The organism is Maribacter algae, assembly GCF_047345745.1.
Classification (GTDB): Bacteria; Bacteroidota; Bacteroidia; order Flavobacteriales; family Flavobacteriaceae; genus Maribacter.
This window is the reverse complement of sequence record NZ_JBLFES010000003.1, coordinates 591,684-616,705: the sequence shown is the minus strand read 5'-3', so window position 1 is coordinate 616,705 and position 25,022 is coordinate 591,684. Positions and strand designations below refer to the sequence as shown.

General features: G+C 38.7%; 28 protein-coding genes. 18 read left to right on the top strand and 10 right to left on the bottom strand.

Translation table 11 applies throughout. The annotated features are described in order from the left end of the window. Positions 1-7: 7 nt before the first annotated feature. The 8 genes from rpmF (at position 8) to ACKWBX_RS14280 (ending at position 7,114) form a co-directional block, all read left to right on the top strand. Positions 8-205 carry a 50S ribosomal protein L32 gene (rpmF, locus tag ACKWBX_RS14315; protein ID WP_099572176.1) on the top strand — a complete coding sequence of 66 codons (198 nt, stop codon included), beginning with the start codon at positions 8-10 and terminating at the stop codon, positions 203-205. Between the two features lie 203 nt (positions 206-408). Next, the gene (locus ACKWBX_RS14310; RefSeq protein ID WP_413969389.1) at positions 409-1,401 is read left to right on the top strand and encodes a beta-ketoacyl-ACP synthase III; all 993 of its coding nucleotides are present in this window, start codon (positions 409-411) and stop codon (positions 1,399-1,401) included. 36 nt (positions 1,402-1,437) lie between these two features. Then, complete coding sequence (accB, locus tag ACKWBX_RS14305; protein ID WP_413969388.1) at positions 1,438-1,935, top strand: acetyl-CoA carboxylase biotin carboxyl carrier protein; 498 nt, start codon at positions 1,438-1,440, stop codon at positions 1,933-1,935. 92 nt (positions 1,936-2,027) lie between these two features. Next, positions 2,028-3,380, top strand: a complete 1,353-nt coding sequence (accC, locus tag ACKWBX_RS14300; protein WP_413969387.1) for an acetyl-CoA carboxylase biotin carboxylase subunit — start codon at positions 2,028-2,030, stop codon at positions 3,378-3,380. Between the two features lie 384 nt (positions 3,381-3,764). Beyond that, positions 3,765-4,805 carry an alpha/beta hydrolase family protein gene (locus tag ACKWBX_RS14295; protein ID WP_413969386.1) on the top strand — a complete coding sequence of 347 codons (1,041 nt, stop codon included), beginning with the start codon at positions 3,765-3,767 and terminating at the stop codon, positions 4,803-4,805. Between the two features lie 133 nt (positions 4,806-4,938). After that, complete coding sequence (locus ACKWBX_RS14290) at positions 4,939-5,394, top strand: nucleoside deaminase (protein WP_413969385.1); 456 nt, start codon at positions 4,939-4,941, stop codon at positions 5,392-5,394. 26 nt (positions 5,395-5,420) lie between these two features. Continuing rightward, on the top strand, positions 5,421-6,539 hold the full coding sequence (locus tag ACKWBX_RS14285) for an NAD(P)/FAD-dependent oxidoreductase (RefSeq protein ID WP_413969384.1): 1,119 nt from the start codon (positions 5,421-5,423) through the stop codon (positions 6,537-6,539). 62 nt (positions 6,540-6,601) lie between these two features. Continuing rightward, positions 6,602-7,114, top strand: a complete 513-nt coding sequence (locus tag ACKWBX_RS14280) for a 3-oxoacyl-ACP synthase (RefSeq protein WP_413969383.1) — start codon at positions 6,602-6,604, stop codon at positions 7,112-7,114. 26 nt (positions 7,115-7,140) lie between these two features. Here the strand turns inward: ACKWBX_RS14280 and arfB are convergent, their stop codons facing one another. After that, complete coding sequence (gene arfB, locus ACKWBX_RS14275; protein ID WP_413969382.1) at positions 7,141-7,545, bottom strand: alternative ribosome rescue aminoacyl-tRNA hydrolase ArfB; 405 nt, start codon at positions 7,543-7,545, stop codon at positions 7,141-7,143. A gap of 313 nt (positions 7,546-7,858) precedes the next feature. On the opposite strand from arfB, the gene ACKWBX_RS14270 reads away from it, so the two are divergent. Both ACKWBX_RS14270 and ACKWBX_RS14265 read left to right on the top strand, forming a co-directional pair. Continuing rightward, positions 7,859-8,638: a DUF1206 domain-containing protein gene (locus ACKWBX_RS14270; RefSeq protein ID WP_413969381.1), complete on the top strand. Its 780-nt coding sequence runs from the start codon at positions 7,859-7,861 to the stop codon at positions 8,636-8,638. Positions 8,639-8,717: 79 nt separating this feature from the next. Further along, a complete protein-coding gene (locus tag ACKWBX_RS14265; protein ID WP_413969380.1) occupies positions 8,718-9,116 on the top strand; it encodes a VOC family protein in 399 nt (132 codons plus the stop codon). Between the two features lie 93 nt (positions 9,117-9,209). Here ACKWBX_RS14265 and ACKWBX_RS14260 read toward each other — a convergent pair whose 3' ends face one another. After that, entirely contained in the window at positions 9,210-10,199 is a 990-nt protein-coding gene (locus tag ACKWBX_RS14260; protein ID WP_413969379.1) for an ABC transporter ATP-binding protein, read from the bottom strand. Between the two features lie 401 nt (positions 10,200-10,600). Here ACKWBX_RS14260 and ACKWBX_RS14255 point away from each other — a divergent pair, with 401 nt between their 5' ends. Further along, a complete protein-coding gene (locus tag ACKWBX_RS14255) occupies positions 10,601-11,200 on the top strand; it encodes a hypothetical protein (RefSeq protein ID WP_413969378.1) in 600 nt (199 codons plus the stop codon). Positions 11,201-11,217: 17 nt separating this feature from the next. On the opposite strand, the gene ACKWBX_RS14250 is transcribed toward ACKWBX_RS14255, so the two are convergent. The 6 genes from ACKWBX_RS14250 to ACKWBX_RS14225 form a co-directional block, all read right to left on the bottom strand. After that, on the bottom strand, positions 11,218-13,374 hold the full coding sequence (locus ACKWBX_RS14250; RefSeq protein ID WP_413969377.1) for a prolyl oligopeptidase family serine peptidase: 2,157 nt from the start codon (positions 13,372-13,374) through the stop codon (positions 11,218-11,220). Between the two features lie 98 nt (positions 13,375-13,472). Further along, entirely contained in the window at positions 13,473-13,778 is a 306-nt protein-coding gene (locus tag ACKWBX_RS14245) for an antibiotic biosynthesis monooxygenase (protein ID WP_413969376.1), read from the bottom strand. A 9-nt stretch (positions 13,779-13,787) separates the two neighbouring features. Then, the gene (locus ACKWBX_RS14240) at positions 13,788-14,777 is read right to left on the bottom strand and encodes an aspartate-semialdehyde dehydrogenase (RefSeq protein WP_413969375.1); all 990 of its coding nucleotides are present in this window, start codon (positions 14,775-14,777) and stop codon (positions 13,788-13,790) included. Positions 14,778-15,008: 231 nt separating this feature from the next. After that, on the bottom strand, positions 15,009-15,410 hold the full coding sequence (mscL, locus tag ACKWBX_RS14235) for a large-conductance mechanosensitive channel protein MscL (RefSeq protein WP_413969374.1): 402 nt from the start codon (positions 15,408-15,410) through the stop codon (positions 15,009-15,011). Positions 15,411-15,490: 80 nt separating this feature from the next. Next, a complete protein-coding gene (gene alr, locus ACKWBX_RS14230) occupies positions 15,491-16,597 on the bottom strand; it encodes an alanine racemase (RefSeq protein WP_413969373.1) in 1,107 nt (368 codons plus the stop codon). Beyond that, positions 16,590-17,234 carry a thymidine kinase gene (locus tag ACKWBX_RS14225; RefSeq protein WP_413969372.1) on the bottom strand — a complete coding sequence of 215 codons (645 nt, stop codon included), beginning with the start codon at positions 17,232-17,234 and terminating at the stop codon, positions 16,590-16,592. Before ACKWBX_RS14225 ends, alr begins: the two co-directional genes overlap by 8 nt. A gap of 108 nt (positions 17,235-17,342) precedes the next feature. Between ACKWBX_RS14225 and ACKWBX_RS14220 the strand changes: the two genes are divergently transcribed. From ACKWBX_RS14220 to ACKWBX_RS14190, 7 genes are all read left to right on the top strand, one after another. After that, positions 17,343-18,032 carry a hypothetical protein gene (locus ACKWBX_RS14220; protein ID WP_413969371.1) on the top strand — a complete coding sequence of 230 codons (690 nt, stop codon included), beginning with the start codon at positions 17,343-17,345 and terminating at the stop codon, positions 18,030-18,032. A 98-nt stretch (positions 18,033-18,130) separates the two neighbouring features. Further along, positions 18,131-18,487 carry a DoxX family protein gene (locus ACKWBX_RS14215; protein WP_413969370.1) on the top strand — a complete coding sequence of 119 codons (357 nt, stop codon included), beginning with the start codon at positions 18,131-18,133 and terminating at the stop codon, positions 18,485-18,487. Between the two features lie 11 nt (positions 18,488-18,498). Next, entirely contained in the window at positions 18,499-19,170 is a 672-nt protein-coding gene (gene rsmI / locus ACKWBX_RS14210; RefSeq protein WP_413969369.1) for a 16S rRNA (cytidine(1402)-2'-O)-methyltransferase, read from the top strand. A gap of 304 nt (positions 19,171-19,474) precedes the next feature. Continuing rightward, positions 19,475-20,602, top strand: a complete 1,128-nt coding sequence (locus ACKWBX_RS14205) for a DUF819 family protein (RefSeq protein WP_413969368.1) — start codon at positions 19,475-19,477, stop codon at positions 20,600-20,602. Between the two features lie 55 nt (positions 20,603-20,657). Beyond that, positions 20,658-21,002 carry a HopJ type III effector protein gene (locus tag ACKWBX_RS14200; protein ID WP_413969367.1) on the top strand — a complete coding sequence of 115 codons (345 nt, stop codon included), beginning with the start codon at positions 20,658-20,660 and terminating at the stop codon, positions 21,000-21,002. Positions 21,003-21,021: 19 nt separating this feature from the next. Then, entirely contained in the window at positions 21,022-21,603 is a 582-nt protein-coding gene (locus tag ACKWBX_RS14195) for a uracil-DNA glycosylase family protein (protein ID WP_413969366.1), read from the top strand. 161 nt (positions 21,604-21,764) lie between these two features. Then, on the top strand, positions 21,765-22,964 hold the full coding sequence (locus tag ACKWBX_RS14190; protein WP_413969365.1) for an ATP-binding protein: 1,200 nt from the start codon (positions 21,765-21,767) through the stop codon (positions 22,962-22,964). An 84-nt stretch (positions 22,965-23,048) separates the two neighbouring features. Here ACKWBX_RS14190 and ACKWBX_RS14185 read toward each other — a convergent pair whose 3' ends face one another. Further along, positions 23,049-23,624, bottom strand: a complete 576-nt coding sequence (locus ACKWBX_RS14185) for a DinB family protein (RefSeq protein ID WP_413969364.1) — start codon at positions 23,622-23,624, stop codon at positions 23,049-23,051. A 775-nt stretch (positions 23,625-24,399) separates the two neighbouring features. Beyond that, positions 24,400-25,002, bottom strand: coding sequence for a carboxymuconolactone decarboxylase family protein (locus ACKWBX_RS14180; RefSeq protein WP_413969363.1), 603 nt, complete (start codon positions 25,000-25,002; stop codon positions 24,400-24,402). Between the last annotated feature and the right edge of the window lie 20 nt (positions 25,003-25,022).

The following is a 25,022-nucleotide window of genomic DNA, read 5'->3' as shown; positions in this document are numbered from 1 at the left end:
GGTATAAATGGCACATCCTAAAAGAAAAATCTCCAAAACTAGGAGAGATAAAAGAAGAACACATTACAAAGCGGTAGCGCCAACATTGGCTACAGATAGCACTACTGGTGAAATGCACTTGTACCACAGGGCACATTGGCACGAAGGTAAATTGTACTACAGAGGTCAGGTTTTGGTAGATAAAACCGAGGAAGCAGAAGCTTAAAATACCTTATATCAAGAATTAGGGACTCCCACTTTGAAAAAAGCAGGGAGTTTTTTTTGATATCATTGGCACTTTTTGTCTTTTGCTTTTTTTGTATACCGATACAAAAAAGACCATTTTTAATTAAAAGTCGATGAAAATCATTAATTTTCACTGCTTTTTGCGTGTTTTTCAAGTTTTTTATACGAAAACAAACTAAACGTATGACCAAGATAACGGCAGCTATAACCGCTGTAGGAGGATATGTTCCCCAATTCGTCCTGACCAATAAGATGCTTGAAGGCATGGTCGATACCAATGATGAATGGATAACTACCCGAACGGGAATCAAAGAACGAAGGGTTTTAAAGAAAGAAGAAGGCGAAGGAACTTCATATTTGGCCATAAAAGCTGCACGCCAACTCTTGGAAAAAGGGAATGTAAATCCGGAAGAAATAGATTTAGTAGTAGTTGCTACGGCTACCCCGGATAGTTTGGTGGCCTCGACAGCGGCTTTCGTAGCTTCGGAAATCGGGGCGGTAAATGCGTTTGCCTATGATTTGTTGGCGGCATGTTCCAGTTTTCTTTTTGGAATGTCCTCTGTGGCCAGTCAAATAGAATCCGGCCGTTACAAAAAAGTACTGTTGATAGGAGCGGATAAAATGTCCTCAATCTTGGATTACACGGACCGTACCACCTGTATCATCTTTGGTGATGGCGCTGGGGCCGTCCTGTTCGAACCCAATACCGAAGGTCTGGGACTACAAGATGAATATTTAAGAGCAGACGGTTCCGGAAGACAGTTTTTGGGTATGGAAGGTGGTGGTTCCTTGATGCCGGCTACCGAAGAAAGCGTAAAAAATAAAAAACATTTTATATTTCAGGATGGCAAAACCGTTTTCAAGTTTGCCGTATCCAATATGGCAGATGTCGCCGAGCGCATCATGAAACGAAACAACTTAACGGATGAAGATGTTTCTTGGCTGGTGCCACATCAAGCTAACAAAAGAATTATTGATGCTACGGCCAAAAGAATGGGCTTGGACAGCTCTAAAGTAATGATGAACATACAGCGTTACGGAAATACCACTTCTGGTACGTTACCACTATTGCTTAGCGATTATGAGAGCCAATTAAAAAAAGGGGATAATTTGGTTTTTGCCGCGTTCGGTGGAGGATTTACCTGGGGTTCCATTTATTTGAAATGGGCATATTAATTAAACTAATGACTACTTAAAAACACTTTTGAAACTATGGATATTAAAGAAATTCAAAGCCTCATCAAATTTGTGGCGAAATCCGGAGCAAGTGAAGTAAAACTGGAAACGGATGATCTTAAAATTACTATTCGTACAGGCGCTACGGGCACATCTGAAACCACTTACGTACAGTCCATTCCAATGGCACAGACCCCCATGGCGCCCGTTGCTCCAGCCCCGGTAGCGGAGACTCCCGCGACTTCTGACAGTCCCGCCACTACAGCGGATAGCGGTGCAGACGATGATGCTAAATACATTACGATAAAATCACCCATTATTGGTACGTTTTATAGAAAACCATCTCCTGACAAACCTGTTTTTGTAGAGGTAGGGGATACCATTTCTGCGGGAGATGTACTTTGTGTAATCGAAGCCATGAAATTGTTCAACGATATAGAATCAGAAGTATCAGGTAAAATCGTAAAGGTATTGGTAGACGATTCCTCTCCTGTAGAATTTGACCAACCGCTCTTTTTGGTAGACCCATCATAATTTTAAGTTTGGAAGTTTTCAGTTTAACGTTTAATGAAATAGCATTAAAACAATAGACTACTAAACCATAAACGCTTTAAACTAAGAAGAATATGTTTAAAAAAATACTGATTGCCAATAGAGGTGAGATAGCATTAAGGGTTATCCGTACCTGCAAGGAGATGGGGATCAAGACCGTTGCCGTGTATTCCAAGGCAGATGAAGAAAGTCTACACGTTAGGTTTGCGGACGAGGCCGTTTGTATAGGGCCGGCGGCCAGTAGCGAGTCGTACCTCAAAATACCCAATATCATCGCCGCGGCGGAGATTACGAATGCAGATGCCATTCATCCCGGCTATGGTTTTCTTTCGGAAAATTCCAAGTTTTCAAAGATATGTGCCGAGCATGACATTAAATTTATAGGAGCCTCTGGAGAGCAGATAGATCGCATGGGAGACAAGGCCACGGCCAAAGCGACCATGAAAGCGGCCGGAGTACCTTGTGTTCCGGGTTCGGACGGACTCTTAAAAGATGTGGCCGATGCCAAGAAGACCGCCAAAAAAATGGGATATCCCGTAATGATAAAGGCAACTGCCGGTGGTGGCGGTAAAGGAATGCGTGCCGTTTGGTCAGAAGAAGAAATGCAGGACCATTTTGAAAGTGCCGTACAGGAAGCAACGGCGGCTTTTGGAAATGGAGGTATGTATATGGAAAAACTGATTGAAGAACCTAGACATATTGAAATTCAAGTAGTGGGCGACCAATATGGAAAGGCCTGTCATTTATCGGAAAGGGATTGCTCGGTGCAGCGTAGGCATCAAAAACTCACGGAAGAAACACCATCTCCCTTCATGACGGACAAGTTGCGTGACGCCATGGGGAAAGCAGCCGTAAAGGCCGCGGAGTACATAAAATATGAAGGTGCCGGTACGGTAGAATTTTTGGTGGACAAGCATAGGAAGTTCTATTTCATGGAGATGAATACCCGTATTCAGGTGGAGCATCCCATAACGGAGCAGGTAATCGACTATGATTTGATTCGCGAGCAGATATTGGTGGCCGCAGGAGTTCCTATTTCCGGAAAAAACTATGTGCCTAAACTACACTCTATAGAATGCCGTATCAATGCGGAAGACCCGTATAACAACTTTAGACCTTCGCCGGGCAAGATAACCACCTTACATACACCGGGAGGCCATGGCATTCGTATGGATACACATGTGTACAGTGGCTATACCATTCCGCCGAACTATGATTCCATGATCGCTAAATTGATTACCACTGCACAAACAAGGGAAGAGGCGATCAATAAAATGAAAAGGGCCTTGGATGAATTTGTGATAGAGGGTATCAAAACTACGATTCCCTTCCATAGACAATTGATGGATCACCCAGATTACTTGGCAGGGAATTATACCACGGCCTTTATGAACGATTGGAAGATGGATCCAGAACCAAAAGTATAATATAGAACTCCGGTAATCAGCCGGAGTTTTTTTATGGTTTTCTTTTGCCAAAGGCAAAAGCCGGGCTATTCGCTATATCTTTTGTGTCTTCTTTGAAGCTTTAAAAAAACCTAAATCCAATATCAAGCCTTTACTACTCTCTAAGTGGAGTCGAAAGACAAAAAAGGATGCCGCTGCTATCCCTAAAACAGAAAAGGAATCTGATGTCTCAGTTCTGATATAGTGTAAATACTAATGATTATATATTCTGACTTCCTTTCTTAAAAATGGTCGGAACAACACCAATTGCAAATTTATTCGGATTATCCTTGAATCAACTTTCATTGTAAAACCCAGCAAACTGTAACAAAATACAAGCAGTAGCATCTTTAAAAAAACAATAAAATGTATAGAGTTCTTGTATTGTTATTTTTCTCACTTCTTGTATTCCATGGTGAGGCACAGCTAGAGAAGCAGTTATTGGATTTTGAATTTGAAGGGGTCAATTTAAATGGAGTATTGAATACCCCAAAGAATAGAGTACCCAAGGGTATTATACTTATTGTCCATGGTTCAGGGCAGACGAATGCTATTGCCCAAGAATGGTGGTACGACGTAAGGCAGGCGGTGATTAATGCTGGATATGCCACTTACATGTGGGATAAAATGGGCTGTGGCAAAAGTGAAGGTACTTTTAACTACAATCAAACCGTACAGAACAGTGCTTTGGAAGCAATCGCGGCCATTTCCATGTTAAAAGAAAAACATGTAGGAGGCTCGGAAAAAATTGGATTGTGGGGAATAAGCAGAGCGGGATGGATCAACCCTATTGTGATTGATCGGTATAAAGATATAGACCTTTGGATTTCGGTAAGCGGCGTAGACGATGACGAAACCTTTAAATACCTACTGGAACAAAACTTAAGAATCAACGGGCATACTATTGATGAGGTTGACCAAATTGTTGGAGAATGGCATAATGGGGTTCTATTATCTCGAAACGGGAAAAGTTACGAAGAGTATTTAGCGGCTACGCCAACGCTTCAAAAAAATGAATTTTGGCTTAGGTTCAACAATGGAGGCATCAAAGAAAAGGGCTATTATGAGTACCAAAAAGTCTTAAAAGAGGCGAAACTGGACAAAGAATCCAAGCTACCGTTATATGTGGAAGACTTTGAAAAGATGTTATCAAAAGTTGATATTCCCGTGTTGGCAATATTTGGCGAAAAGGACATGCACGTAGATTGGAAACAAACCAAAAAACTATATGAAAGGACATTGGCTTCTAATAAACAATTGACCATAAAAACATTTCCAAAGGGCAATCACAATTTGCATCAATGTAAAACCGGTGGGTTCTATGAGTTTGAAGATGATAAATTACCCTATGCGAGATGTGATGGTTTTTTGGATGCCATAACTAGCTGGCTAGAAGAAAGAGAATAGATTGTTGTCCCGCAGAAAATATTCATATCCCATTGCCCATCACTTTTCTAAATAAAACCCAGCTATTCCTTAACTTCGAAAATACAACGGAGAAGTGCAGTGGGCATTTTCCAATGAATATTTATAACAATATATGCCACATGAACATTACATGAAGATTGCCATAGCAAAAGCCAGGGAAGGTCGCGATGCCGAATCGGGCGGTGCTTTTGGAGCGGTTATCGTGAGAAATGAAGAGATTGTAGCAGAAGTGCACAACGAGGTAAAAGGGGATGATGATCTTACACAGCATGCGGAATTAAGGGCTATACAGCAAGCCTGCGAAGAAATAGGAAAGGACAATTTAAAAGAATGTACGTTGTACACCAGTTGCGAACCTTGTATGATGTGCTTGGGCGCATGCCATTGGGCAAAGTTCAAGGCCATTTATTATGCAGCTTCGGCGGAGGATGCCCAAAATTTTGGATATGCCTATTCCGCTTCTTATTTTGATATGAACCCTGTAAAAAGGAGAACAGAGTTTCATATGATACAGATACTTCGAGAGGAAGCTTTAGCTGTTTGGAAGGAGGAATATAATGGGGATTAACACCAACAAAATCCAATAACAAAACCATGAACCTAAGCTATTGGGAGTATAAAACGTGGTTAAATGCTATTGATTTTACCATTGTGGGAAGCGGTATCGTAGGACTTAATTGTGCTTTGGAATTGCGCAAAAAATATCCGAAAGCTAAAATTTTGATTCTGGAAAAAGGAATCTTTCCTCAGGGAGCAAGCACCAAAAATGCAGGTTTTGCCTGTTTCGGTAGTATTTCCGAAGTGTTGAACGATTCGGAACACCACAGCGAACAAGAGGTCATAAATTTGGTAAAAGACAGAGTGACCGGAATCCAAACGTTGCGGAAATCGGTAGGAGATACAGTTTTGGATTACCGGCAACTGGGCGGACATGAACTTTTTTTGAAAGACCATGATCATTTGTATCAAAAATGCCTTGAAAATTTAGCTCAGGTAAACGAAATGCTTGAACCGGTTTTTGGTAAAAACACCTTTGCGAGGACATCAAATGCTTATGGATTTAAAAATGTTGAAAAACACTATATTACCCATCGGCATGAAGGCCAAATAGATACTGGCAAGATGATGGATGCTTTAATGCGATTGGTCCAAAAACAAAATATTTATATTCTGAACGGAATTACGGTAGTCGCATTTTCAGAAGTACAGGATGGGGTACATATTAAAACGAATAGGTTTGAACTGAAAACCAAAAAACTCTATATCGCTACCAATGGTTTCGCTTCAAAATTAATACCGGAGCCGGTTCAACCGGCCCGTGCACAGGTAATCATTACGAAACCCATTCCAAAATTGCACGTACAAGGCACTTTTCATTTGGACCAAGGCTACTACTATTTTAGAAATATCGACAATCGTATTTTATTGGGCGGCGGGAGAAACCTCGATTTTAAAACAGAAGAAACCACTGAGTTCGGGAATACTAAAATCATACAAAACAAACTTCATGAGCTTTTGAGTACCGTTATCCTACCGGATATTCCGTTTGTGATAGATCAAAAATGGTCGGGTATCATGGGAGTAGGTGCACAGAAAAAACCAATTGTGAAGACAATTTCAACAAACGTGGCCTGTGGGGTGCGTTTAGGAGGTATGGGTATCGCCGTCGGTACCCATGTGGGACAAAAGTTGGCACACCAATTTGATTTGTAATTATTTTGTAATTCCAAAAATTAAAACTCACAAAGATATCTCAAGGCGATTCTAACGATAAAATGGTAAATTCCTTATTTATAAACTGGCAGATTTGTACCATCTTGAAGAATGAAAAATCTTTTATTGAATTAAAAAAAGTAGCTTTCGCGTTTTGTAATGAGTTTGTAAACGCTAGAATTTTAAGAATACGAACACAGATTACCGAAATAGAAAATGCACTGACTTCTGAAACCAAGAGCAGTGCCGGCGATAAACACGAAACGGGAAGGGCCATGATTCAATTAGAGCGTGAGAAACTGGGCGTACAGTTGGCCGAGGCAGAAAAAATGAAACAACTCCTATCCAAAGTTCCTTTGAACACCACTTCGGAAACCGTAGGTTTGGGAAGTTTCGTTTTTACCGACCAAGGCAATTATTATATTGCTATTTCTGCGGGAGCAGGTAAAGTAAATCAGGAGTCTTTTTTCTGTATCTCCGTGGCAACCCCTATTGGGAAATTGTTATTGGGTAAACGCAAAGGCGATACATTCAACTTTAATCAAAAAGCATTTCAAATATTGAATTTCGGATAGTTTTATATATGTCTAAAAATGCAAGTTTAGTCGAGTTTTGGTTTCGCCCGATTGACTTTTTTGAGCGCTGCCCTTTTTTTGGATTTCAGTCTTTTCTCAATAGCCGATTTTGAAGGTTTTGTCGGTTTTCTTTTTTTGGGAACCTGAAGCGACTTTTTCAATAGCCTGAAGAATCTTTTTATAACTTCCTCTTTATTTTTATGTTGACTTCGATGAATATCGCACTGCAATACCAGAGTATTTTCCTTGCTCAGTTTGAAACCAAGTTTTTGAAACAGTCTTTCTTTCTCTATTGGGGATAATCCAAGAGAATTTTGAACATCAAACGATAGCGCCACTTTTGAGGATACCTTATTGGCATGCTGCCCTCCGGGACCGCTACTTCTAACAGCCTTAAATTGAAGTTCTTGTTGTATAGTATCCTTATCCAAAACAATATTGTTTTAGACAAAAATAGGAAAACACATCACTAATAGTTTTTTGGGGAATGGAACGGTAGAAAGTTCCTCTCCTATTTTAGGAATACGGGTAACAATAATAGTGTAAAAACTACCAAAGTAAGAACCAAATGCAAACGCTTCATAACGTAGGTTTTAAAAATTATAACACCTATAACGCAAAAGTTTTGAGATTAGTCTAAATATTTCAGGTTTTATCCTGAAAAGTAAATGGCTTACAGATTTAATGAATAGAACAAATATATATGGCGAATCAAAATTATCTTAGACCAATAGAATCGACTTCATGAAAAATCAAATAAAAAGAATAGCCAAAATAGGGTATTTTTCCAAAGGTGTAGTCTATGCATTGACCGGTTTTCTTGCGTTTGGAGCTGCCTTTGGACTTGGCGGTAAGGCACAGGGCAAGATGGGTGTATTGGCATTTTTAAAAGAGCAGAGTTTTGGTAATGTTCTGTTAGGTTTAATAGGTACAGGACTCATATGCTATGCTTTTTGGCGTTTTTTCCAAAGCATAAAAGATCCTGAGAACATTGGTTCGGATACTTCCGGGCTAGGTAAAAGAATAGGTTTTTTTCTTAGTGGATTATTATATTTTTCTTTAGGGATATATGCATTTTATACTATTCTCGGTCAGTCAGGAAACGGCGCGGGTAATAGTTCTTTTATCCCTTCTGAAATTACGGAATATGTGTTTTACGCTATTGGAATAGGATTGGTTTTAAAGGCAATCTTCCAATTTAAAAAAGCCTATAAGGGTGACTTTATCAAAAAATTTGATTCAAGTAGTCTATCAAAAAGAAATATTCGGAAAGCAATCAAAAACTTTGGTTACGCAGGGCTTATTGCTAGGGGTATTGTTGTTGCTATTATTTCCTATTTTTTTCTGAGAGCCGCTAGCACTGCTGGTTCTTTGCAATCTGCAAGCGGTACTCAAGAAGCGTTTGATTTTTTAGGACAAAACTCGGAAGGCCCTTGGTTGGTGGGGATAGTTGCTCTTGGACTTATATGCTACGGAATTTTTATGTTCATGATGGCAAAATACAGAGCGTTTGATACTACTTAAATCCAACTTCCCTTGTAGGCAATTATAAAATTAGAATTACGCGAACAAAAAAGAAATTAATCTCAAAATAACAAGTATTATGAAAGTACAAGCATATCTTTCCTTTAATGGCAACTGCCAAGAAGCATTGAATTTTTATGGAAAACTATTCAATGCCGATATTAAGAATAGGCAAACCTATGAGGATAAAAAAATTGATGTCCCTTCCTCTTATAGAAATAAATTACAGCATGCTGAACTTCAAGGAAAAGGAATTCATATAATGGCATATGACGTGGCACCGGATACGCCCCTGAATAGTGGAAACCAAATACAAATGAGCATAGATGCGGATAGTGTTGAAAAAGGAGAAAGTTTTTTCGAAGAACTGTCTAAAGGAGGTCAGGTTCATCATGATTTCAGAGAACGGGAATGGGGCTATTTTGGCAGGTGTACTGATAGATACGGTATTGGATGGATGGTCAATAGTAAGATATAATAGGCATAAATATTCTGAAGTTTTCGTGCAAAAAGAAAGTTGATCAAAATGGATTTTTGATACTTTGAAGTTAACAAGAGAAGTTCTTACACTTTATGTAATTCGATTGGTTTGAATCCTTTGGTTAATGGTCTCCAGGGATACATTCAAGAAGAGTTCTTTATCTGCGGAAAGTTCTGTAGGGGCATTAAAAAAAATGGTTTCACCATCTTCCATGACACCTTCCGTCAAAAAATGACTTCCCATGGGGTAAGATTTTTTAACGGTCACGGGAATACCCGAAGTTTCCGATACGCGAAACTCGTGGGCATAGACAATAATCCTCCTTTTGGTATTGGCGTATGATTTTAGGACATCGATAGAAATACTATTGGCCTCTCCAAAAAGCGAAGCAATGTACAGTTCCTTTGGATTTTTGTACAATTCCATAGGTTTTCCCTTTACCATGATTTTACGGTCCCTGAGGACAAAAATCCTATCTGTAAAAGGGAGTACATCCTGATAGTCGTGTGTGGCTATGATACAGGTGATTCCATTTTCCTTCAGATAGCTAAAGATGTTGCGCCTTAGACTGTTCTTTAAAAAATTATCGATATGGCCAAAAGGTTCGTCCAATAATAATATTTCCGGTTTTTGCGCCAAGACCCTTGCAAGTGCTACCCGTTGTTGTTGGCCACCACTTAAGGTTTTCACTTTTTTATCTGCAAAATCGGCGAGTTCGATCATTTCCAGTAGTTCCGCTGTTCTTTCTTCCAGTTCTTTCGGATAGAAAACAGAGAGATATTGGCTAATATTCTCACGAACGGTAATAAAAGGCATTAAATCAAAATCTTGGGAAAGATATTTGATAAAGGGAGCACCGGGGACCAGATTATAGGCAGGCCCTAAAATGGGTTCGTCTTCCCAGAAAACTTCTCCCTGTTCTAAATCCATCAAGCCATAAATTATTTTCAGCAAGGTACTTTTGCCGCAACCGCTTTCTCCAATGATGGCCACATGTTCCCTTCGCTGAATTCTGAGGTCAATGTTTTCCAATACGGGAACATCATCATAGGCAAAGGAGACATTTTCTATACGGAGCATAGTTATTAGGAAATCGTATTATATGTTGAATAACGAATTTTAGCTTTATTTATTTATAAAATTGAGAACTATTATTATCTTCTTATGAATTAGACCATATTGCCCTTATTTCTTAAGTGTAATCAATTTGATAAGAAACGTGGTGCTCAAACAATGTTACACTCAGATTTAATCAACTTGATTAATGATAGTTAGTTAAGAATTAATTGAAGAAAACTTGATAATGTTAATTTTTGACTGTTTTATGACACCGGATGAGATAGTAGAAGAGTACTTTTATAAATATGTTTAAGACACTTAAATATTTTTCTTTTAAGCCTTCAAATAAATTGCTTCTTGGCTTTTTATTGATGGACTTTCTATTTCTTGTAATACATTTATTTATTGGATTTCTGTTTTACTTGGAAATTATTTCAAATTGGACAGACTACGGTTTTTTATTGATCACTGTTGATCAAAGTATTCCTGAATTTTTCCAATATGTAAAATATTTGTTGATTATTGTTCTTTTAATCAAAATAATTCACGCAGCTAAGCGATTTCAGTTCATATCATGGGCTTTTTTCTTTTTAATACTTTTTGTAGACGATTCTATCGGGATTCACGAAAATGCAGGGATTTTTCTTAGCGAAAAATTTAATTTCAATTCTATGTTTGGCCTTAGAGCAGAGGATATAGGTGAACTTTTGTATACCGGTTTGATAGGTTTTATAATAATAATTGCCTTTGTAGCTTCTTTCTTAAAAGGAGACAAAATGTTCAAAAGAAACTCTATTGACTTATCCATTTTAATTTTCTTTTTTCTCTTGTTCGGTGTCGGATTCGATATGTTACATCAAATTTTAAGCTCAAGTAGCAAGCTCAACTTTTTGTTCGGTATGATTGAAGATGGAGGAGAGATGATCATGATGTCCATCATATTGTGGTACATATACCATTTATCACTTACCTACAAAAAAGATAGAACAGTTTATCTACACACTGCATTGTTAAACCCATGAAATCACCGGACTATTGTTTAGTCCTTAAACTCTTTTAATACGGCTTGATTGGGTAATTCACTAAAGCCCATATTATAAAGCGTGAAACCAAAAATATCGGCAAACTGTTCGATGGTTTTGCTTACCGGAGTTCCTGCTCCGTGACCTGCATTGGTTTCAATACGAATGAGCGTAGGATTTTCACCGGCCTGTTTTTCTTGAAGTTCTGCAGCAAACTTAAAACTGTGTGCGGGAACCACGCGATCATCATGGTCTCCAGTGGTCACCAAGGTAGCCGGATACTCCGTACCTTCCTTGACATTATGCAAGGGAGAATAGCCTTTTATATAATTGAACATTTCCTCACTTTCTTCCGAAGTTCCGTAATCATATGCCCAACCAGCTCCAGAGGTGAACGTATGATACCGCAGCATGTCCAAAACGCCAACGGCGGGCAGTGCTACTTGCATTAGGTCAGGTCTTTGTGTCATGGTAGCCCCTACCAATAGACCACCGTTGGATCCGCCGCGTATGGCCAAATACTCTTTGGATGTGTATTTATTTTCAATAAGATATTCCGCGGCAGCGATAAAATCATCGAATACGTTTTGTTTTTGGGTCTTGGTACCGGCATCATGCCATTTTTTGCCATATTCTCCACCACCTCTTAAATTGGGTACGGCATAAATACCGCCTTGCTCCATCCAGACCGCATTGCCTATGCTAAAAGATGGGGTAAGACTTATATTGAACCCTCCATAACCGTATAAAATCGTTGGATTTTTACCGTTGAGTTCTACTCCTTTTTTATGGGTGATGATCATAGGTACCTTGGTACCGTCTTTAGAAGTGTAAAAAACCTGATTTGATTCATAATCTTCTGGATTAAAATCTATTTCCGGTTTCCAGTATTGCTCATAGTCCCCGGTTTCTACATTGTATTTGTAGGATGAACCCGGAGTGTTATAATTGGTGAAGGAAAAATAAAATTCCTTATCCTCTTTTTTACCGCCAAAACCACTTGCGCTTCCTAAACCAGGTAGTTTTACCTCGCGGACCATTTTACCGTCGTAATCGTATTGATATACCTTGGAAATGGCATCTACCATATATTCTGCAAAGAAATAGCCTCCACCGGTGCCAATGGTCAATACATTTTCTGTTTCCGGAATTAAGTCCTGCCAATTTTCAGGGGTAGGATTTGCGGCATCTACGGTTACGACTTTTTGGTTGGGAGCATCCATATTGGTCATTAAAAACAATTTGGAACCTTTTGTCTCTACCGGATAGGTGTCCGTATCCGCGTTGTCCAAGATGGTCACAAAATCGGACTTCGGTTTTGACAAGTCCTTCATCAATAACTTGTTCCCCGAGGTAGAAATTCTAGGAAAGACAAAGAGATATCTATTGTCTTCCGTAACCGAACCGCCCACATATCTATGTTTTTCTTCTGGTGTCCCTCCGTATATAAGCTCGTCCTCACTTTGTGGTGTGCCCAATTTGTGATAGTATAATTTGTGTTGGTCCGTCTTAGCAGAAAGCTCACTTCCTTTAGGCTTGTCATAACTAGAATAGAAGAAACCCTCGTTTCCTTTCCAAGAAATACCACTGAATTTTATGTCCACAAGTGTATCCTCTACAATTTCCATGGTTTCGGTATTCATGATGATTGCCTTGCGCCAATCGCTTCCACCTTCGGAAATCATATAAGTTGCCAGAGAACCGTCCTTGGTAAAATTTAAGCCTGCCAAAGATGTGGTGCCGTCCTCAGAAAAAGTATTGGGGTCCAAGAAGACTTCCGCCTCACCATCTCCTTTTTTACGATAAACCACATATTGGTTTTGGAGTCCATCATTTTTATAGAAATAAGTGTAATCCCCTTCTTTGAAAGGGGAACCTAATTTTTCATAGTTCCATAGTTCTTCCAGTCTATTTTTTAAATTCTCGCGAAAGGGAATGTTTTCCAAATACCCAAAAGTAGTTTTGTTCTGCTCTTTCACCCATGCTTCCGTTTCGGGGCTCATATCGTCCTCCAACCAGCGGTAGGGATCTTTTACTTCTGTTCCAAAATAAGTGTCAACGGTATCAACTTTTGCTGTAGTAGGATAATTCACTGCGATAGGTTCTCTTTTTGTTTCTGTTTTGCATGCAATGACTGCAAGTGCCACGAATAGGGCGGTAGTTAATCTTCTCATTATGTAGTAATTAGTCAGGCTAAAAATAAGACTAAAAAACCTTCAAAATAATGATATTTTGAAGGTTTTAACATTCTTTTGGGTACTATTGATGTACATCAGATATCGACAAAAACAAGATGGTGCTCCACATACTCTTCAAACGCTAAAAGAAAAAGATTGTCCTCCGGATAATACTTGGCCTTTTCAAAATCTTCCCCGGCAAAATTTTTGATTACCTCAAGATTTTCCCAATATGTAATCAAGGTGAAATGTGCTTCGTTCTTTTTTAATTGTTTTAAAAAACTAAGCTTTACAAAACCGGAAGTTTTCTGATAATCGGGAATCGCCCGAGTTTTCATAAAACGAGTGTATTCTTCCTCGTTTTCTAGTTTGGTTCTCCCACGCCAAATTCTAGCTATCATGTTTTAGTGCTAAACCAATTTTTTGTCGACCAAATATTCCGCAATCTGTACGGCATTGGTCGCAGCCCCTTTTCTAAGGTTGTCCGATACAATCCACATATTCAGCGTATTGCGCTGTGTCTCATCCCTGCGGATACGCCCTACGAATACCTCATCTTTATCATGCGCGTAAATGGGCATGGGGTACGTATTTGTGTCCGGATTGTCCTGTACGGTCACGCCAGGTGTGTCGTTTAGAATTTTACGGACCTCGTTCAATTCAAAATCATTCAAGAACTCCACATTCACGGATTCCGAATGCCCTCCTGCCGTAGGAATACGTACTGCCGTAGCGGAAACGGAAAAAGTACGGTCGTCCAATATTTTTTGTGGTTCACGGGCCAACTTCATTTCTTCTTTGGTGTACCCATTTTCTAGAAAAACATCACAGTGGGGCAGCGCATTTCGACCTATAGGATATGGATATGCCATTTCTCCATCTATCCCGGCAATTTCATTTTCCAATTGGCGCACCGCTTTTACCCCCGTTCCGGATACGGATTGGTAGGTTGAAATTACTACGCGCTTCATTTTATATTTCTTGTGTAATGGCGCCAGAGCCATCACCAATTGTATAGTGGAACAATTAGGGTTAGCAATGATTTTGTCCGTTGCTGTTAATCCATCGGCATTTATTTCGGGAACGACCAATTTTTTGGAGGGATCCATACGCCAAGCGGAGGAATTATCTACTACAGTTGTACCAACTTCGGCAAACTTAGGGGCCCATTCCAAAGAGGTATCCCCTCCAGCAGAAAAAATGGCAATATGCGGTTTAGCTGCTACGGCATCTGCCAAACCGATGATGGTATAATCTTCTCCCTTATATGCTAATTTTTTGCCAACGGAACGTTCGGAGGCGACCAATAAAAGTTCCGTGATAGGAAAATTACGTTCAGCCAATACTTTTAACATAACTTCGCCTACCATTCCGGTGGCGCCAACAACTGCTACTTTCATTTTATTCTAATTTGAAAGGGCAAAGGTAGGTCGCAATTTGGAAACTATCATCAAAAAGAAGCATCGATATTAAAAATAAAACAAAAAGTTATATTTATAACAATTAAAACTGTTATTTCATTTCAAGGTCGTAAATTAAAAGAAGAACCGTCAACCTGGTTAGCGTAACCAGGTTGACGGTTTTAAGATTAAAATAAACTGCAGTGCAGCGGTGCTGTCCTTTTGGACAACTTATTTTTTAAGAGCGTCCCTAATTTCCATAAGTAACTCTTCTTGTGTTGGTCCTGCCGGTTCAGCTGGTGCCTCCTCTTCTTTTTTCTTCATGCTATTCACTCCTTTGACAATCATGAACATTACAAAGGCTACGATAATAAAGTCGATAACGTTGGTTAAAAATTCACCATACAATACGGCAACTTCGCCTACTTTTTCTCCAGCTTCATTCATAGTTCCTTCTTGTAAGATGTATTTTAAATCGTTAAAGTTTGCATTAAAGAGCAGACCGATCAATGGAGAAACGATTCCCCCAGTAAAAGATGCGACCACTTTATTAAAAGCAGCACCCATAACGAAACCAACGGCGATATCCACCAGGTTTCCTTTCATTGCAAATTCCTTAAATTCTTTTAACATGATATAGTGTTTTGTTGGTTAATACAGTATGCAATGTAAGAAAAAAATAGCTTCGTTCTAAAAGGGTAGTAGATAAACAGTTACTCTATTAAAGTTCGCTTAATGCGTTGTGAAATCCCGGTCAGGATTTCATAGGAAATAGTATCTGCCGTTTCTGCAAACTTTGTAGCACTAAGTTCAGGTCCAAAGATGAGTACTTCGTCCCCTTCTTCACAGTCAATATTGGTAATGTCTATCATAATCATATCCATACAGACATTACCGATGATCGGAGCCTCTTTCCCATTGACCGAGACATGCGTTTTTTCATTGCCATATTGTCTGCCTATGCCATCTGCGTGACCCAACGGGAGGGTTGCCGTTACGTGATAACCTTTTGAAGTATACGCCCGGTTGTAACCCACTGTTTCCCCGGGTTCTATTTTGTGTATCTGAGATATGATGGTTTTCAAAGAAGCTACCGGTCTTAACTCCGCATCAACTTTGGCCTCGTTACCGTAGCCGTACAATCCGATTCCACTTCTGACCATATCATATTGAGCATTGGTGTAATTGATGATTCCAGACGTATTCAATAAATGCCTGAAAGGTGCATAGCCTAATTTTTTATCGACCTCCTGTGCAATTTTTTCGAAAGTTTCAATTTGTTTTTGAGTGAAATTCTTTTCATTCAAATCTTCCGAGGCCGCTAAATGTGAAAAAATAGAAGTGATTTTTATTTCGTTTCTCCCGTTCAATTTTTCCGCGATAAACTCCACATCGTTCTCCCAAAAACCGAGTCGGTTTAGACCGGTATTGAATTTTAAGTGCACCGGATAATTTTTTTGTCCGTGTTTTTTCGCAGTTGCTAAAAATTCGTTCAAAATCTTGGGAGAATAAATACTAGGTTCTAGATAACGTTCAATCAACGTATCAAAATTAATGGTCTGCGGGTGCAGCACCAAAATGGGTTTAGTTATTCCCGCATCGCGCAGCGCAACACCTTCCCGCACATAGGCCACGGCAAAATAATCAACCCCTAGCTCCTGTAGCTTTAATGCTATGTTTTCTGCATCGCTGCCATAGGCAAATGCCTTCACAACGGCCAAAAACTTGGTATTAGGCTTTAATTTGGACCTTAAATAGTGGTAGTTATGTTCCAGTGCGCCCAAATTTATTTCAAGAATCGTTTCTTGGGCTTTAGGCATCTGATTTCTTTTTAGGGGCGATGATTTCTTCTGAAGAAACTTCTATTTTTTTTACTTTTTCCTTTATCATCGCTTTGTAGAAAGCACCTCTGCTCAGTGGCTCATATTCTTCCGTTTCCCCAAGCATGACCAAATCCGCATTGTTCGATTTACGATAGCTGTAATTGGCCAAATTTCCTGTCCTGGTGCATATGGCATGTACTTTGGTCACATATTCCGCAGTTGCCATGAGTGCTGGCATGGGCCCAAAAGGGTTTCCTTTAAAATCCATATCCAATCCTGCAACAATGACCCTAACGCCCTTGTTCGCCAAATCATTACAAACGGTCACGATTTCGTCATCAAAAAACTGCGCCTCATCAATCCCTATGACATCACATGTGTCGCCTAATATCCGAATATTGGCAGCTGCCGGTACCGGAGTGGACCTAATTTCGTTCGCATCGTGGGAGACGACCATTTCGTCATGGTAACGTTTGTCCACCATAGGCTTAAAGATCTCGACCTTTAGTTTGGCAAATTTTGCACGCCTTAACCTACGGATCAGTTCCTCTGTCTTCCCGGAAAACATAGAGCCGGCAATGACTTCTATCCAGCCGAACTGTTCTTTGGGATTAACGGTATTTTCGAGAAACATTTTGTAATTTTAGACGAAATTATGAGGTTTTTTCGTTCTAGTTTATAGAATGCTAAAGTTATTAAAAAAAGGTATCGCAATAGAATAGAAAAGACTAATTTGTAGGGTATGAAGAGAAAGTTGAAAGAAGAGTTGCGGAAGTTATCTACCGAAATCATTACCGCGCGAGATACGGATTCTATAGCTGATCTGTACGAGTCGGCAAAAAAGTTATATGAGAAATTGGCCGTGCTTAAGTTTATTGAGGAAGAGCTGAACGATTTGGAGGTTGATGTTTCCAAAAGTGCAATTGCGGCGAAATTTGAGGAAATGGCAACCGCCGTTATGAGGGAGAACTCCTCTGTTCCGGAAAGCAATCCACACAATGAAGATATCATGATACCTGGAATGGACACTATAAAGGATATGGTTTCCGAGATGCCGAATGATGAGAATTTGGAGGATGTACTAAAGGATTTTATGGCGCAACCCAATTTGATGAAGAATGATAAGGAACTTTTCATGCCTACGAATGGCAATGGAGTTTCCAAGACGGAAGTTCCCAAATCGCTCAACGATAGTTTGGGCAAGAAAGATCTAAAGGTAGACTTGAACAATAGATTGGCTTTCGTGAAGCATTTATTCAGTGATAGCACGGCGGATTATAACCGTGTATTGTCTCAACTCAATACTATTGATACTCACGAACGATCTATTTCTTTTATAGAAAATATGGTAAAGCCCGACTATAACAATTGGGAAGGCAAAGAGGAATACGAAGCCCGATTTATGGAATTAATAGAGCGTAGATTTGCTTAGATGAAACAGGAAATAAAATCAAAACCCAACAGTAATGTTGGGTTTTTTTGTTTCAAGCGACAATTTTGAACATATCTTTGACCTTATAAAATGACAAAATGGATTTTAAAAAGATCATCTTTTATTTAGCGACTGCCGTATTGACTTATGTAATGTTGTATTCCGCATATTTTTATCTTTCAAGCCCGGACGTAGTTGTCGGTATTTTTGAGGGGTATGATTATCCCACTTATTTGGTGTACCCTTTGGCCATCGCCAAGATATTGGGGTTGGTTGCCATTTGGGGTAATTTCTCCAAGCCCTTGAAAGAATGGGCCTATGCAGGATTCTTTTTTGATACCACGCTGGCTTTTACTGCACATAAAGTAGCGGAAGATGGTGGGGAACTTTATTCCATCATTGCTTTTATAGCATTGGTGATATCCTATATTTTCGGTAAAATCATAAATCATTAAGTTCTAGTTTAATGGGAAAACTATACTTGGTACCAACGCCTATAGGAAATTTGGAAGACATGACCCTGAGAGCCATTAGGATTCTAAAGGAAGTAGACTTTATTTTGGCCGAAGACACCCGTACCAGTAGAAAATTGTTACAACATTTTAACATCAATACCCCCATGCAAAGCCATCATATGCATAATGAGCATAAAACGGTCGATGTATTGATTCAGAAATTAAAAGGGGGAACGACTATAGCTTTAATTTCCGATGCGGGTACGCCTGCAATTTCAGATCCCGGATTTTTATTGACAAGATCCTGTGTGGAACATGATATTCATGTAGAATGTCTCCCTGGTGCTACAGCTTTTGTGCCGGCATTGGTAAATAGTGGACTCCCAAATGATAAATTTGTTTTTGAAGGATTTCTCCCGATAAAAAAAGGCCGCCAAACCCGATTAAAAATGCTGGCCGAGGAAACACGAACGCTAATTTTTTATGAATCGCCGCACAAGCTTCTTAAAACGTTGGGACATTTTGTAGAGTATTTTGGGGAGGATAGGCCTGTTTCCGTTTCAAGGGAATTGACCAAATTATACGAAGAAACGATAAGGGGAACCACTGCTGAGGTTTTGGAACATTTCACCAATACACCACCTAAAGGAGAAATTGTGATTATAGTCGGGGGCAATAAATAAACTTGATCCATCTTAACTTTTTAGCGGGTTGAATATCAGGGTCATTTTATAGGGCTTTTTTTGGTTTGTTACGTATAAAGTTGAAATAAAGACTATATTTAAATGGCTAATTCCTTTCCATGAAAACTATTGTTTTTTCAAGTGCTTATTTACAAAATAGTCTTCCTATAAAAATACTTGCATATTCTTTTGAACTCGTGTTCGGCTGGTGCAAAGCTCTGGAAAATGTTATGGTTGCTCCTAAAAACACTGATTCTGTTGCAATTTTGAGAGCACAAATAATTCGTCTTGGCATCTTACATAAATGATGGTGCCATGGCTAATAGTTCTAGTTACTGTTTCTTTGGTCTATTATTTGGACCGATGGGAAAACAAACATATTAAATCTGTTTTTGATTGGGTGCCGGCAATACTTTTGGCCTATCTAATTCCGGCGTTCTTATCCTATCTTTTTTCGGAAGATTTCTCCCAAGCTGCTATTCATGATTTTAGCAAAGATTATTTTATCCCTTTGGCCATAGTATCGGTTATGGCAAGCTTGTCTTTGGGACAGTTAAAAGCAATAGGGTATAGGCCAATTTTAGTCTTTATGGCCGGGTCTGTTTTTATTGCAGTTTTCCCTGTTGTTTTTGTTTCGGTTTTTTCTGAGACAAATTTTGTTTCAAACACTTTAATTTTAAAAGAATTTTGGAAAGGCGTTCCGCCAATCGTTGGTAGTTGGATTGGGGGTAGTACAAGTCAATTGGTGTTAAAGGAGATAGTAGAATGTCCCGAAGCTATTTTTTTATCGGTTTTGGTGATGGATAATATTTTAGTCAATGTTTGGACAATTTTGATGTTCCAAGGCATTAAAAAAAGCAACACATTAAATAAATGGTTCAATATAAGCGATAAAGAACTCCCTGAAGAAATTAGGCAAGAGAAACAAAAAGCAATCCCAATATGGGTTACGATCATTGTTTTGACCGGTCTTGTTTTTGGAATTAATGCTATACTGAAGAGCTTCGTGTTCAAGGTGGTGGCGTTGTCTGTTCTTGGGCTGTTCTTGGGAAATTATATCCCTCGTTGGAATTATAAATTTTCCTTAAAAGCGGGGGCCGTTTTAATACTTGTAGTCATGGCAGTCCTAGGTTTAAAACTCCGTTTTGATACCTTGGGGTTCGATGTCTATTTCTTTGGATTTTTAGTACTCTGGTTATTCGGTCATTTTTTATTGATGATACTTGTGGCCAAACTATTGAATGTGAATATGGCATGGGTACCAATAGCTAGTATGGCTAATGTTGGAGGTATAGCTACTGCCCCGGCTGTCACCGCGGCTTACGAAAAAAAATGGATGCCGCATGCCATTGTCTTGGCAATATTAAGTATGGCGACCGGTACTTTTTGGGGAATGCTGACCATCTATTTGTTAAAACTAGTTGTTTCTTAACTTTGAAATTGATAGAAAGCAACGCATCGGATTTTTCGGAATAAAAACGGCTATAATGACACTAAAAAATTTTAAGAACAAACTGGAGAATGACCCAAATTCAATTGAATTTTCAGAAACTATGGCGGTGATAGACAACAACTATAATTTCTCGCCGACCACCTTCACCAATGGCACGGTGCACAATGTTGCAGGTGAAAATTCGGGTTCCTGCAAATTGTTCGCTTTTGCAAAACTGCAGGATTTTTCCAAAGCCGAAACGTTAGCATGTTTTGGAACGTTTTATTTTAATGATGTATTAAAAGACCCCAAGGGCAAGGACCATCAAAATATTCGGAATTTTATGCAAACTGGTTTTGAAGGCTTGCAATTTGAAACAGAAGCACTAATCCCAAAATAAAACATGCATTTTTCCAACCATGAAGAAGCTCCTAACTGAAATAAGGACATGCACTGTTTGCAAGGAGTACTTGCCTTTGGGTCCCAGGCCTATTATTGCTGGAACGGTACATTCTAAAATCATTTTGTTGAGTCAGGCTCCTGGAAGAAAAGCACATGAGCACAATAAGGCTTGGGATGATCCGAGCGGAAAAAAATTAAGGGAATGGCTCGGTGTAACCGATGAAGAGTTCTATAACCCGGATAATTTTGGGATTTTGCCTATGGGATTCTGCTACCCTGGAAAGGCCAAAACAGGTGATTTACCACCGAGAAAAGAATGTGCTCCATTATGGCATGATTTAGTATGGAACGAATTGAAGAACGTAAAATTGATACTCCTTATTGGAAAGTATGCACAAGACCGTTACTTAAAAGAGGATTCCAAAAAGAATTTGACCGAGAATATTGCGGCCTATCATGAATTTCTTCCCAAGTTCTTCCCATTGCCGCATCCTTCACCGGTGAATCGTTTTTGGCGTACTAAAAACCCATGGTTTGAAACCAATGTGGTGTCCGAATTACAAGAAAAGGTAGCTGAAATCTTAAGTAAAGCAAATTAAAATTAGTCTTTTGGTAGCACTTTTAAAATATTATAATTGATTAAATTGTCGACGATAAAAGACAATTATTTATATTTTTGTCGATAACAAAAGACAGTATTTGATTTTTTTGTCGATGATGAAAGGCAATTTCACATATTTGAAGAATAAAATCCATCAAAATGGAAGAATTATTCTCAATTCAGGAACAACTTCTAGAGCATGTTGGAGTAAAACAGCGTTATCTATTAACTAAAATAGATTGGAACAATAGGCTCATTGCAATTAAAGGAGCAAGAGGTTCAGGTAAGACAACCTTGCTACATCAATATATAAAATTTAAATTACCAAAGGAAGCCATACCGCTTTATGCTTCACTGGATAGCCTTTACTTTTTAGATAATACTTTAGTTAGCTTGGCAAAAGAATTCGCACTTCAAGGAGGCACTCATCTTTTTTTAGATGAAGTTCATAAATATCCCCAATGGTCTAGAGAGCTAAAATTAATCCATGACCAATTTCCCAATCTCAAAACAGTGTTCACCTCTTCATCAATGCTGGAAATTTATAAAGGAAAATCCGATTTAAGCAGAAGGGTTGTAAACTATCATTTAAAAGAACTTTCGTTCAGGGAATTCATTTTTTTGACAAAAGGCCATAGTCTGCCCAACTTAAGCTTAAAAGAATTGCTTCATAATCATAAAGAAATAGCAAAAAAAGTAAAACAGGACCTGCAAAGTCCACTAAAGGATTTTAAGGAATATCTAGAATACGGTTGTTATCCTTACTTTTTGGAAGGAACAAACGGATACTTACGAAAACTATTACAGACTATAAATCTCATATTGGAAATAGATTTGAATGCAATAGAGAATATTCCCTATTCGGAGAGTAGAAAAATAAAAAAACTTTTGGTGGCCATAGCGCAATCGGCTCCTTTTTCTCCTAACGTTTCAAAACTCAGCAAACGTTTGGGCATGTCCAGGGATTTTTTGTTGAATTCAATAAAATTATTGGATAGGGCAGATTTGGTCATAGAATTATTTAAGCCTACCAAGGGTATCGGGGCATTTACCAAATCAGAAAAATTATATTTAAACAATACAAATCTGATAGGTGCGTTAAGTAAGAATTCTAATGAAGTGGGAACTATGCGGGAGACATTTTTTGCCAATCAATTTAAAAATTTGGATAATCACGAAATCCATCTTGCAGAAAAAGGTGATTTTATGATCGATAGAAAACACATCTTTGAAATTGGTGGGAAAGGAAAGGATACGAAACAGATTAAAGGGTTAAAAAATGCTTATGTTGTTCGGGACGATATGGAAATAGGAAGTTTGAATATCATTCCTTTGTATCTTTTTGGGTTGCTATACTGATATCGACCTACTATAAAGGAATGTCGTTACCGAATCTGTCACGCAAAATTGAAAACCTCTAAAGCGAATGAAAAAGCAATTAATTCATTTCTGTTTCAGAATCTCGGTAATCTGAAGCATATGCCGTTCCATATGGGCAATGAGAAACTCGTAACTTTCAGGAAGGTAAAACTTCACGATCTGACCAATTCCGGAGTTAATCCTTATTTTCCGAACATCTTTCGTTCGGCTTTCGAGAATGGCATTTTTTAGATGAAGTTGTAATTTTTCAAATCGGTCAAAGATAGCTGTGATAGCCGCGGCATCCAACTTTTTCAATACCAAGAGCGGCTCGAACTTTTTTAAGGTTTTAATCTTCAACTTACGCTTGCCGCCTTTTGGTTTCACTCCGCTAATGATAAAGCTTTGCCACCAATTTGAGGTAAATGTTGTAAGCTCACCGGTTTTTTCAGGGAGTGCTTTTAAGGCACCATCGATTTTATCTACATAAATTTCATAGGCCACGCTTAGATGTTCAATAACTTCAATAACGGACCATGATTTTGGATTGGGGCGGTATAAAAGCTCATCAGGACTATGTAATTTTAATTTTTCGATGGTGTTAAGAATCGTATTGAGCCGTTGAATCTGATTTTCTGGAGTAATCACCAAGTTTGCCATAACCGTTAGTTTTTGATATTCCAAAGTTCGAGGATTTTACTAGAACAAACCTTGATTTGTATCAAGAAAAAGAGAAGTATGGGTTTACTAAAAAATATTCAAAAAATAAAAGAATTAGTATTCGTTGCTTAAGCAAAACATTGATATAACTAGATGGGCCAAAAGAAGGGTCAAGGATAAATAGCATGTATAATTTTTATAATTCTTTCAGGAGAGAAAATTAGGAATAATATAGCGGTTATTATTAAGGGGAGGACTACCTTGAATATTATCAAACAAATTGATTTGTAAATATATTTACCCTTAAATTTTGGTAGAATTTTAATTTCAATCATTGGCAAGAAGTAATAGGTATCAAACCAAATGAAAAATAATTAAACTTCAAAGGACATAAATAAATTCAATATTTTAACACATAATTATATGATTTCCAATAATTTAACTATGTTCTTGATGAATCTTTAATTACGTTGTCATTTTACGGAAATCGAATCAAATGACTGAATATCAATATATTAAGAAATATTTTAAAAGGACACTAATTCGACAAATTTCCCTTAGCACTAATAAAATAAGTGATTACAAAGGATTGTTACATAATAGCAAAAAGCTGTAAACCTAAAACCTCACCAAGAGGTAGGATTCTAAATCTAAATATCAAGAAGCAAATCGTTCTAAAAAATCCAGCAATCTAAAAATCCAAATTTAAACAGATTGCTTCTAATTTGATAATTTATGTAAAATCACCTGAATACTAGAAACGAACAACTATAAACTAATAAACGGACCCATCATGTTTTCCTTTTTCCCAACCATATTTACCTAAGTATTGATTTCCACTTTCTACAGCGCCCTCTTCTATATTGGTGCCCATGGAATCGTTCCATCGGTTTAGGTATCCAAAAAGGGAGATAACACCTAGCATTTCCACAATTTCTCCATCGTTCCAGTACGTATGGAGCCGCTCCTTGATTTTGGAATCAACGGTATTCGGTACTTGGGATGCCGCCAAGGAAAAATCCAGTGCTGCTCGTTCCGCTTCCGAAAAGGCATCGTGTGTGCGGTATTCCCAAATATTATCCAATTGTTTTTGTTCCGCACCATAGCGTTCCGCAGCTCGGATGGCATGTGCTTGGCAATAACGGCAGCCGGTGGCGTTACTGCTTACCCAAGCGATCATTCTTTTTAAGGCCGAGGTAACCCTCCCTTCATTGGCCATCACCGCTTTGTTCAGGTTGATAAAGGCCTTGGAAATGGCAGGTCTGTGCTGCATGGTCAATATGGAATTGGGGCAGAAACCCAACGTCTCGTTGAAGAATTTTGCAAGTTCGGCGGTCTCGGGGCTGTGGCTTGGGTCAAGCGGATTTACTAAAGGCATATTTTAAAGGTTTGAAGTTA